Genomic DNA, 10,965 nt, shown 5'->3' with positions numbered 1-10,965 from the left:
CTCCGGAGGCTTTTCCCATGTGGACCAAAGTATCCGGATTGTGGAGATTTTAGAGAAAAACGGTAAAGGACTGAACCTTAGCAAAGAGGTTCGGGATGGAATACAAAATCATAGAAGCTCAGGAAAACCCAAGACTTTAGAGGGGCAGGCGGTTCGTTTTGCAGATAAGATTGCCTACCTGAATCATGATGTGGATGACGGGATTCGGGCAGGTCTTTTCCGGGAGGAGGAGCTTCCGGCGGAATATCGGAAGGTGCTGGGCTTTACCGCAAGGGAAAGGCTAAATACTTTGATTCGCTCCGTCATCTTTACCTCCAGGGGGAAGGATAAGCTTTCCATGGAGCCTATGATGGAAGAAAATATGCAGGGCTTAAGGAAGTGGATGTTTCAAAATGTTTACACCAGCAGTAAAGCCAAGGAAGAGGAGTGGAAGGTAGACGGCATGCTGAAGCTCTTATTTTCCTTTTATCAGGAGCACCCCTTGGAAATGGCTGAGGAATATCGTTTTCTGCTAAAAAAGGGGGAAGAGGAAGGAAAGGAAGACCCCAAGCTCCTTTTAGACCGCATTGTTGCAGATTACATTTCCGGCATGACGGATGAATATTGCAGCCACAAGTTCATGGAGTATTTTGTTCCGAAGGCCTGGGAGAAGGACTGATATGTACTATGGAGAAGATATCGTAGAGGAAATCCGGCAAAGAACGGATATCGTGGATTTAATAGGACAATATGTACATTTGAAAAAGAAGGGCTCCAGCTACTTTGGGCTCTGTCCTTTTCATGGGGAGAAAACTCCCTCTTTTTCTGTTTCTCCCGGGAAACAGATTTTTTATTGCTTTGGTTGCGGTAAGGCGGGGGACAGCATCCGCTTTATGATGGAGTATGAGAATCTAAGCTTTGTGGAGGCGATAGAGCAGCTGGCAGAGCGGGCAAATGTCACCCTTCCTGAAAAAAGCAGCGGAGGCAATAAGGGGGAAGAGGATCTTCGGTATAAGCTACTGGAAATCAACAAAAATGCCGCCCTTTTCTTTGTAAAGCAACTTCGCAGTCCCAAGGGAAAGCTGGGCTTACAGTATTTGGGAAAGAGAGCCTTAAGCGGAGAAAGCATTACCCACTTCGGTCTTGGCTATGCGGTCCAGGAAAAGGATGCCTTGTATCAATATTGTAAATCCCTGGGCTATGAGGATTCCTTGCTACAGGCTTCCGGTTTATTTACTTTTAAAGAAAACGGTGTTCGAGATAAATTTTTTAATCGAGTGATTTTCCCCATTATGGATCTTCATCATCGGGTAATCGGTTTTGGAGGAAGAGTCATGGGGGAGGGGGAGCCCAAGTACCTAAACTCTCCGGAAACCAAGCTTTTTGATAAATCCAGAAATCTTTTTGCCTTGAATTTTGCCAGAAGAAGCAGGGAATCCTATCTGATTCTATGTGAGGGCTATATGGATGTGATTTCCATGCATCAGGCAGGCTGCATAGAGGCGGTGGCGGCATTGGGAACCGCCTTTACGGAGCAACAGGCCGCCCTTTTAAAGCGTTTTACCTCTACGGTACTCCTTTGCTTTGACAGTGACAATGCAGGAAGAAAGGCTTGTAAGAGGGCCATTCCCATTTTACGGGAAAAGGAAATTCAGGCGAAGGTCATTTCCCTAAAGCCCTATAAGGACCCGGATGAGTTTTTAAAGGCGGAGGGAAAGGATGCCCTTCTGGAGCGGATTCATAATGCAAAAAATGCCTTCCTGTGGGAGGTGGAGGAATTAAAGTCCGGCTTTAACCTGCAAGATCCGGGAGAGATGCAGGGCTATATGGAGGCGATTGCCGCCTTGCTTAGGGATTGCTTCTCCGACCCTGTGGAGCTGGAAAATTATTGCAAGGCAGTGGCTAGAGAACAGCTTTTATCCGCGGAGAATCTCTTGTACCTGGTACAAAAGGGAGAGGAAAAATCCCAGCTTTCCTTTGCTCTTTCCAAACAGGGAAGACGGGAGGAAAATAAGCGGGAAAAGACTTTAACGGATAATTTGGAGGAGCAGTTCCTTTCCCTCCTATTGCAAAAGGAAGAGTGGATTGGGCCGGTTTCTCAGTATATTAAGGCAGAGGACCTGAGGGAGGAACTTTGCAGACAGATTTTTCTTTCTTTACAGGCGGGAAAGGCCGTACAGGAAATCATGGACGGTTTCCGGGGCGAGGAAGAAAAATACCAAAAGTGTATGGCGCTTTATCATGGAGACCTGTATCATTTGGATCTGGAAAGACAGGAAGAGGAAAGAATGCTGCTGGACTTTATCCGCCAGATGAAATTGCGGGGGATTGAAAAGGCTATTGCAGAGGCTATGGACGGAGAGGAGCTTTCCCGCTTGTTCCGGGAGAAGGATAAGTGGGAGCATTTCTCCGGCTTTTCCGGATAAAAGACCTAAAAAAGCTATATTTAGCTTCGCAGAGATTACAGTTTGGATACAGAGATTGAATTTTTTTACGAAATATAGTCTTTGCCGGTATATCGAGGCGAAAAGAGTTTTGGGGAAATTTATTTTCCCTCTAAAGGAGTGTGTAGATGAAGGGACTTGGGGCAAGGATACAGACCATGGTGGACTTATATCCGGTGGTGGACAGTATTGCGGATATCGGTTGCGACCATGGCTATACCGCCATTGCCTTATTTGAGGCGGGAAAGGCGGAGAAGCTTTTCGCCTGTGATATCGGAAAAGAGCCCTTGGAAATGGCGAAGAAAAATGTGCGTTTCAGAGGGCTGGAGGATAAAATCACTTGTCGTTTGGGGAATGGCTTGGAAGCCTTGGAAAAGGGAGAATGTAAGCATCTTCTTCTCTCCGGTATGGGGGGGATGCTGATGATTCAGATTTTGGAAAAGCGGATAGAGGAGTTCGAAACGATTTTGCTCTCTCCCCAGTCCGACTATGAGAAGGTTCGGCGCTTTTTATATCCCTATATGGAGCTTGTAGAAGATTGCTATGTGAAGGAGAAAAATAAGTTCTATCGTATTATATTGGCAAAAAAGCTAACGGGACAGAATTCTTCAGGAAAGACGCCGGATACCGGGATAAACAGTATGAATATGGGGGGGGACAAATCGGAGACCAAGGGAAAAACTTTGGATTCTTCTGAAATATCCAAAGTGGAATGGGAGTTTGGTTGGCTTCCCTTGGCCAAAAAGGATCCTGTTTTAAAGGAACTTTTAGAGGATGAGGAAAGGCATTTGGAAGAAATGTTTTCAAAAAATCCCCAAAAAGTGTTGGAAGAAAAGCTGGAACGGGTGAAAGAGGGCCTTAGCTACTTTGGATAGCAGAAATAAATAGGAGAAATAATATGAAAAAACAAGAGCTGATTTCCTTTTTGGAGGAATTTGCACCGAAGCAGTATGCGGAGCACTGGGACAATGTGGGATTCTTGCTGGGAAAGAAGGAAGAAGAGCTTAGCAAGGTCTATGTCTGTCTGGATGTGCAGAGAAGGTCGGTGGAAGAGGCGATTGCCCGGTCCTGTAATTTCATTCTGAGCCACCATCCCTTTATCTTTCAGGGGATGAAATCTGTTACCGGAGACAATGAACAGGGAAGATTACTTCTTACTTTGGCGGAACATAAGATTTCCGTCTTTAGCATGCACACCAACTTCGACAGTGTGAAGGAGGGCATGGGAGACTTGATTTGCTCTAAACTTTCCTGGAAAAAGGAGGGGGTACTGCAGGAAGTTTCTCCTTCTTCTGAGGGAGTGTCTCAGGGAATAGGATTTTACACTCGGGTGGATAAGGCATTTAGCTGTGAAGAACTGGCAGCTTATGTGAAGGAAAAGGCTGCCCTTCCCTATATTGAGTACTTTGACAGCGGAAGGCCTATTCAAAAAATTGCGGTTTGCCCGGGTTCCGGAAAGAGCTTTATGAAGGATGTGATTGCCAGTGGTGCAGACGCTTATATCACAGGGGATTTGGGACACCATGATGCAGTGGATGCCTTGGGAGAGGGGCTTAGCCTTCTTAATGCAGGGCATTACGGCTTGGAGCGGTTCTTCGTGCCTTATATGAGCGAGCAGATTCGCCGACATTTTCCTAAGATAGATTGCGTGGAGGAAGAGGAATTTTTCGTAGGAAAAATTCTGTAAAACAAAATAGAAAGGTCAAGGAAGTCCATGAAGATTACAGCAAAAGGAAGAGTGGTAGAGCTAGAGGAGGGAAGTAAGTTTCAAGACTTGGTTCCCTTGTTTCAGGATATGGAGGAGTATCCCATTGTTTTGGTGCGCTTTGGAAAGCGTATCTATGAGCTGCATAAGAGAATCCCCAATGTGGATCAGGAATGCAGTTTTTTTACCTTGAAGGATAGTATCGGTATGAAGAGTTATCACCGCTCTGCCGTATTTATGCTTTTAAAGGCTTTTTACCATCATTGTAAGGATGTACCGGGATTTCGGGTAAATATGGATTATACTCTGGGAGGCGGTTTTTACGGCTACCTTTCCGGAGATGTGCAGATTACAAAGGAGCTCTTAGAGAAGGTGAAGGCTTCCATGCATGAGTATGCGGAAAAGAAGATGCCGATTATGAAGCGCTCCGTTTCCACCGAGGATGCCAGAGCCCTCTTCCGTGAGGTAGGCATGCATTCCAAGGAGGAGCTTTTCCGTTATCGTATGACCAGTCGTGTCAATATCTATTCCCTGGGGAATTTCCAGGATTATTTCTACGGCTATATGCTGCAAAATACTTCCTATGTGACTTTGTTTGACCTGCTTCCCTATGGAGACGGTTTTATCCTGCTTTTGCCAACGCCGGAGAATCCGAAGGAGCTTCCGGAGTTCCGTCCCATGGACAAGCTTTACAAGGTACAGAAGGAGTCTTCTGTTTGGGCGAAAAAGGTTGGTATCGGAGATATCGGTGCTTTAAATAAGCAGATTGTGCAGGGAGATACGGATTCTCTTATTCTGATGCAGGAAGCGTATTTTGAGAAGCAAATCGGAAATATCGCCATGTCTATTTTTAAGGAGAAGAAGCGAGTGGTACTGATTGCGGGACCTTCTTCCTCCGGAAAAACCAGCTTTTCCAAGCGTTTAAGCATTCAGCTTTCCGCACTTGGACTAAAGCCCCATGCTATCTCTGTAGATAATTATTTCAGAGCCAGAGTGGAGGCTCCCAGAGATGAGGAAGGCAATTATGACTTTGAGTCCATTCAGTGCGTGGATTTGGAGCTGTTTAACAAGGATATGCTCTCTCTTCTTTCCGGAGAAAGGGTGGAGCTTCCCCGTTACAATTTCTTCACAGGAGAAAGAGAGTATAAGGGAGATTATCTGAAAATGGAGGCGGAGGATGTCTTGGTTATCGAGGGTATCCACTGCTTAAATGACTTAATGTCCACCTCCCTGCCGGAGGAAAGTAAGTTCCGCATTTACATTTCCGCTTTAACACCCCTGAACATTGATGAGCATAACCGTATTCCCACAACGGATGTGCGCCTGCTTCGTAGAATGGTAAGAGATAACAGAACCAGAGGCTATTCTGCGGAAGATACTATTTCCATCTGGAAAAATGTAAGACGGGGCGAGGACAATTACATTTTCCCCTTCCAGGAGAGGGCGGATGTGATGGTCAACTCTGCGCTGATTTATGAGCTTGCAGTTTTGAAGATTTTTGCTCAGCCTCTACTGTTCCAGATTGAAAATGACAGTCCTGCCTATCAGGAGGCAAAGCGCCTCTTAAAGTTCCTGGACTATGTGCTTCCCGTAAGCCCGGAGTCCATTCCGAAGAACTCCATTATTCGTGAGTTTATCGGTGGTTCCTGCTTGCATGTGGGGTAAATATTCTGATTAGGTATAGATTTAAAATCGGAATCTATATTCTAAAAAATGTCAAAAACTTTAGCTGATTTTTCAAACAAAAATCAGCTAAAGTTTTTTTAGTATGCGTGTTGCAAGTGAAGAATTTTGTGAATAAAGCATTCAAAGATACATTTTCATTATAGAGAATCAATTTCATTACAGATAGTTATTTTGTTCCCTAGATTTTAAGTTACAGAAAAATGGAATATAAGAAAAATGGGATACAAGAAAAATAATAAATTTATCAATATATTAGCGTTTATTTGCTTTGTTTACAAAAATAATAAACTTTAAAACAAAAATATTGTTTAAATCATATTTTGTTGATATGATATAAAACAGGAATAAGGAGGTGTGCAGGATGAAATTACTTTGTGCTAAGGCCAAAAATTTTAAAAACTGTATAGAGGGATATACTATTGATTTGGTGGCTAAATCAAGAAAGACAGCAGAAGATAAAGAGTACGAACTGCAGGAAATTGCGCCTGATTTATATGTTTATAATACGATGGCATTTATTGGAAAAAATGCTTCCGGAAAAACCTCTGCATTGGAGCTTTTGGATGCTTGTTATTCTATCTTGGGAGATTTTCGCTTAGAAGACAAACACTATGACTATGACGGTGTTGAATTGGAAATAGTCTTTTATCATGCAGGCTTTATTTATAAGTACGAAAGTGTATTGGCTACGGACATATCTCTCAGTAATCAGGCGATTTTTAAAGAGGAAAAGCTGTATAGAAAAAAATATTATAAAAGTCGTATTCATGAACTGTATGAAGATAGTTCTTTTGAGAAGATGGATGAGTATGGAACATTGCCGGAGGATATCTCCAAAATATTTTTTGTCTTGGAGAAAAAAAGTACAAGAGCTATTTATTTCGAAAGCTTTGGGAATGGAACAGAGACCTATCGTATGATTTTCAAAGCCTTAAAAAACTATAGTATAGATACTTCGGTTTTGGAAAATATTATGCGTATTTTTGATGATAATATTGAACATTTACAAAGTTTGGACGAACATAATTACAGATTGGTTTTTAATGGGGAAGAAAAGTATCTTTCTGATAGTCAACTGATTTATATGCTGTCCAGCGGTACAACAAAGGGATTACTACTATATACCTTAATGGTTGCTTCTTTAAAAGAAGGTTTTGACCTTTTGGTTGATGAAGTAGAAAATCATTTTCATAAAACCCTTGTGGAAAATATGATCAGTTTGTATAAGGATAAATCAGTCAATAAGAAGAATGCTTCTTTAATTTTTACTACCCATTATTGTGAGGTTTTGGATCAGATGGGACGACAGGATAATATATGGATTTGTAAGTCCGGAAAGCATGTATCCCTCTCTAACATGTATGAAGACTATCAAATCAGGACTGAACTTCTGAAAAGCAAGCAGTATTATAACAATGCTTTTCAAACTGCCGTAAATTATGAAGAGCTAATGAGCTTAAAGAGGAAGCTAAAGGGATGAAAAGACTAATCATGTGCGAAGGGGCAAATGAATTGGAAATAATTCGTATTCTCTTGGCACATAATCGATTAATCTTTGGAGAGGATGAATTATTGGGCTTGACTCCCTATCATGCAAGACAAATTACCGGTAATGGGCAGGTTCGGACAGAGCTAAACATTTATCCCGGCAATGATGTATTAATTATGCGGATAGGAGATGCACAAAAGGAAAGGCTAAAGATACCGGAAGACTACAAAAGCAAGATTATAGGAATTGAAAAGTATTGTACTAAACCGGAATTGGAAATGTTGTTTCTAATTGCAGAAGATAAAGTCGCTGAGTTTGAGAAGAATAAATCCACAGTAAAACCTAAAGATTTTGCTAAAATGCATATATGCTTAGGCAGGAAAAAGTACGATAACAGTACGAAATTTTATAAAGATTATTTTGGTGATAGAGTGGATGTTTTGGTACAGGCTATTCTTGAATACAAAAGGATAAAAGCATCCCATAAAAAAGAGGAGTTGTATTTAGCGGATTTGATAAAACTAAAGAGGGTATAGATAAAAAATGCTTAAACGAAATAATCTATGCTACACGAGAAATTTTTAGAATATAATATAGACCTAAAATGGAGGAGATTACCCCTTTTCAGGTCTATACTGCTTTAAAAATATATTGGATTTAGCTATTTACATCTCCCTTATTCGTATTCGGAAATGCAAATCCCTTATCATACCACTCTAAGAAGGAGTGCTTTTCTCCCTCGGTTTTTAGGCCCAAGATGGTATTGATGGACACATTTTCCGTGGAGCGGAAGATGTTTTTCTCGATAAAGGGATTAACTTCCTTTAGGGAAGCAATCAATTTCTTAATCTCCAAGCGCTTGGAACTGGTGGTACCGTCCACATGGCAGGTGCTGCAGGTTTCGGTGAACTTGCAGGCGCACTGGATAAAGTTCAGTTGATTATAGTTTCGCCAATGGATAATGTCTTCTTCCCGAACATAGTACAGGGGACGAATCAACTCCATTCCTTCAAAGTTTGTGGAATGGAGTTTGGGCATCATGGCCTGGAATTGTCCACTGTAGAGCATTCCCATTAACACGGTTTCAATCACATCATCAAAGTGGTGCCCCAGGGCAATTTTATTGCAGCCCAGCTCCTTTGCCTTGGAATATAGGTGTCCTCTTCGCATTCTGGCACAAACATAGCAGGGAGAGGAGTCAATGGTGAAAACCGACTCAAAAATATCGCTTTGGAAAAACGTCAAGGGAATCCCCAGAAGGGCTGCATTTTCCTCGATAATCTGTCGATTGTAGGCATTATAGCCCGGATCCATACAAAGAAAATGCAGGGTAAAGGGGAATTTGTTGTGCCGTTTTAACTCTTGGAAAAGCTTTGCCATAATCATGGAATCCTTACCGCCGGAAATGCAGACGCAGATGGAATCGCCCTCTTTAATCAACTCATAATCATTGATGGCCTTGGCAAAGGGGGTAAAGATAGACTTTTTGAATTTTTTTCTAAGGCTTAATTCAATTTCCTTCTGTCGTTCTTCCTGTTTTGCAGCCTTTTTGATTTGCTGTAAAACATATTTCCCATATCCCCCCTCCAGGTTTGCCACCTGATAGCCCTTGTCGGAAAGTCGTTCTCCCAGCTCTCTGGAAAGGGTTCCGTATTTGCAGTAAAGGAGATACTGTCCTTCTATGGACAGGGGAATTTCCTCCCCCAGTAAAGTCTCTATAGGATAGGAGAGGGCCTTGTCCATGTGTCCGATTTCATATTCCTCTGCTTCCCTTAGGTCAATGGGAGTATAGTGTTTATATTCTTCCTTCTCCCAGGCTTCCGGGGAGATTTCTTTGATTTTACTCATGTTTCAGTCCTTCTCAATAAAGTAATAGAAGTATTCTTTTTAAAATAATCACAGTATTCTTTTTAAAATACACCGAAGCAGTATAGCATAAAGAGACTATGGAAGCAAAATAAAGCATATTATGAAGTTATAGCCCAAGGTATAGAAATAGTCGGAAAGGGAAAGGAAAGACGATCATAGGGACAATAAAGCTAAAAGAGGCAAAATAAGACTTGTCAGAAAAAGAAACTTAGGCTATGCTCTTTTGGAAAAATATTAGCCTAGGCTAACATAAATCAAGACAGCATAAAGTAATGATAGCAGTTAAAGTATTATGCAAAGAAGAGTGCTTGTCATGTAGGATGCTTATCGAGTAGTAAAGAAGTAATTTGTATCATAAAGAAAAGGAGAAATGACATGAATCCCATGGAGCTAATGCAGTTTAGTAGAGACTTGGATGATTTTCAGGCAAACCATCCGAAGGTGGCCAAATTCCTACAGATAGAATTTGGCAAGGGCTTACCGGAAGGAAGCATTTTGGAATTAAAGATTCAAAGACCGGGGGAAGAAGAGAAGGTTACTAATCTGAGGGTCAAGCCGGAGGATAAGGGCTTGGCGAATCGGTTTAAAAAAGGCTAAGTAAAGGAGATATCCCACGCTTCGCGAGGGATACTTGTTAAGAATACAAATGAGCATACCTAATGGGTATGCTCATTAATTTCTTCTTCCTCTGTTTTGGAAAATAGTATTTTTTGACTGTGATAAAGGCCGTAATTCCCGGAGAATAGATAGCTGATGGCTATGGCTAAAAGGAAGTAGGAAGAGGCCTGGAAGCCGAAAAGCTCAAAGCTGATAAGTAAGGCTGTCAGAGGACAGTTGGTGACGCCGCAGAAGAGGGCAGTCATTCCCAGTGCTGCACATAGAGAAGGATCTAATGGCAAAAATCGGCTTAATGCATTACCTAAAGTTGCTCCTATAAACAGGGAAGGCACAATCTCTCCACCCTGAAATCCTCCTCCAAGAGAAACGGAAGTAAAGAGAATTTTCAAGAAAAAGGCAAAGAGAAAAATTTTCGTCTTTGGATCATGGATTGTTTGAATAATCAGCTGGATACCGGTTCCGTTATAGATATTGGTGTTTAGCGCCAAAGTGGCAAGGAGAACGATAGCTCCACTTACAAAAATACGCAGGTAAGGATTTGGGAAATATTTGCTAAACAAATCCTTTGCTTTATGGGCGCAGGAAACAAATAAGATACTTACCAAAGCGGCGGCGATTGCCAGAAGAAGAGTATATAGGGCGGATGACCAATTCATTTCCGCTATCAGAGAAAGGGCAAGATTCGGTTCCTCCGCATGAACGACTTTTTCCGCAAAAAAATGGGCTGTTAAGGCGGAAACGGTACAGGGGAGTAAAGCTGTATAGTAAATACTGCCTACGGTGCAGAGTTCTATGGCAAAGATGGCTGCAGCTATGGGGGTACCGAAGAGTCCGGAAAAAGCTGCACTCATTCCGCACATCATAATTCTTCTTTGCTCTTTTTCAGAAAGATGTAAAACCCTGCCGATACTGGAGCCCAGAGACCCTCCTACCTGTAAGGCGGCACCTTCTCGTCCAACGGAAGCGCCGAAGAGATGGGAAAGCACAGTGCTGAAAATAATCAGGGGTGCCATTTCTACCGGTAACTTTTCTCCTCTTCGCACCGACTCAATCACCAGATTGGTACCCTTTTTATTTTTATCGGACAGAATGCTGTAAGCGAAGACCAAAAGAAGTCCGGCAAAGGGGAGGGCACAAAGAATCCGGGGGTGCTTTACCCGAAAAGCGGAAGCCAG

The 10,965-nt window shown here is 42.2% G+C and carries 9 protein-coding genes and 1 pseudogene; 8 read left to right on the top strand and 2 right to left on the bottom strand.

The annotated features are described in order from the left end of the window. The 7 genes and pseudogenes from RYL27_RS08740 to RYL27_RS08710 form a co-directional block, all read left to right on the top strand. A pseudogene (locus tag RYL27_RS08740) lies at nt 1-658 on the top strand (deoxyguanosinetriphosphate triphosphohydrolase); the annotation flags it as partial. Between the two features lies 1 nt (nt 659). Continuing rightward, entirely contained in the window at nt 660-2,405 is a 1,746-nt protein-coding gene (gene dnaG / locus RYL27_RS08735) for a DNA primase (RefSeq protein ID WP_314966610.1), read from the top strand. 146 nt (nt 2,406-2,551) lie between these two features. Then, on the top strand, nt 2,552-3,298 hold the full coding sequence (locus RYL27_RS08730) for a tRNA (adenine(22)-N(1))-methyltransferase (protein WP_314966608.1): 747 nt from the start codon (nt 2,552-2,554) through the stop codon (nt 3,296-3,298). 23 nt (nt 3,299-3,321) lie between these two features. Then, complete coding sequence (locus RYL27_RS08725) at nt 3,322-4,110, top strand: Nif3-like dinuclear metal center hexameric protein (RefSeq protein WP_314966607.1); 789 nt, start codon at nt 3,322-3,324, stop codon at nt 4,108-4,110. Between the two features lie 27 nt (nt 4,111-4,137). Then, nucleotides 4,138-5,793 (top strand): uridine kinase family protein, encoded by a 1,656-nt coding sequence (locus RYL27_RS08720; protein ID WP_314966605.1) that lies wholly within the window; start codon nt 4,138-4,140, stop codon nt 5,791-5,793. 382 nt (nt 5,794-6,175) lie between these two features. Continuing rightward, nucleotides 6,176-7,294: an AAA family ATPase gene (locus RYL27_RS08715; protein ID WP_314966603.1), complete on the top strand. Its 1,119-nt coding sequence runs from the start codon at nt 6,176-6,178 to the stop codon at nt 7,292-7,294. After that, nucleotides 7,291-7,839 (top strand): GNAT family acetyltransferase, encoded by a 549-nt coding sequence (locus RYL27_RS08710; protein ID WP_314966601.1) that lies wholly within the window; start codon nt 7,291-7,293, stop codon nt 7,837-7,839. The genes RYL27_RS08715 and RYL27_RS08710 overlap by 4 nt, the downstream gene beginning before the upstream one ends. Before the next feature lie 121 nt (nt 7,840-7,960). On the opposite strand, the gene RYL27_RS08705 is transcribed toward RYL27_RS08710, so the two are convergent. After that, complete coding sequence (locus RYL27_RS08705; RefSeq protein WP_314966599.1) at nt 7,961-9,151, bottom strand: ATP-binding protein; 1,191 nt, start codon at nt 9,149-9,151, stop codon at nt 7,961-7,963. A gap of 396 nt (nt 9,152-9,547) precedes the next feature. On the opposite strand from RYL27_RS08705, the gene RYL27_RS08700 reads away from it, so the two are divergent. After that, complete coding sequence (locus RYL27_RS08700; protein ID WP_314329788.1) at nt 9,548-9,769, top strand: hypothetical protein; 222 nt, start codon at nt 9,548-9,550, stop codon at nt 9,767-9,769. 59 nt (nt 9,770-9,828) lie between these two features. Here the strand turns inward: RYL27_RS08700 and RYL27_RS08695 are convergent. After that, a partial coding sequence (locus RYL27_RS08695) for a chloride channel protein (protein WP_314966596.1) occupies nt 9,829-10,965 on the bottom strand: 1,137 nt, incomplete at its 5' end.

This window comes from Oribacterium sinus, assembly GCF_963537195.1.
Lineage (GTDB): Bacteria > Bacillota > Clostridia > Lachnospirales > Lachnospiraceae > Oribacterium > Oribacterium sinus_A.
Note: the sequence above shows the minus strand (reverse complement) of the source record. Positions and strands in the feature narration are given on the sequence as shown.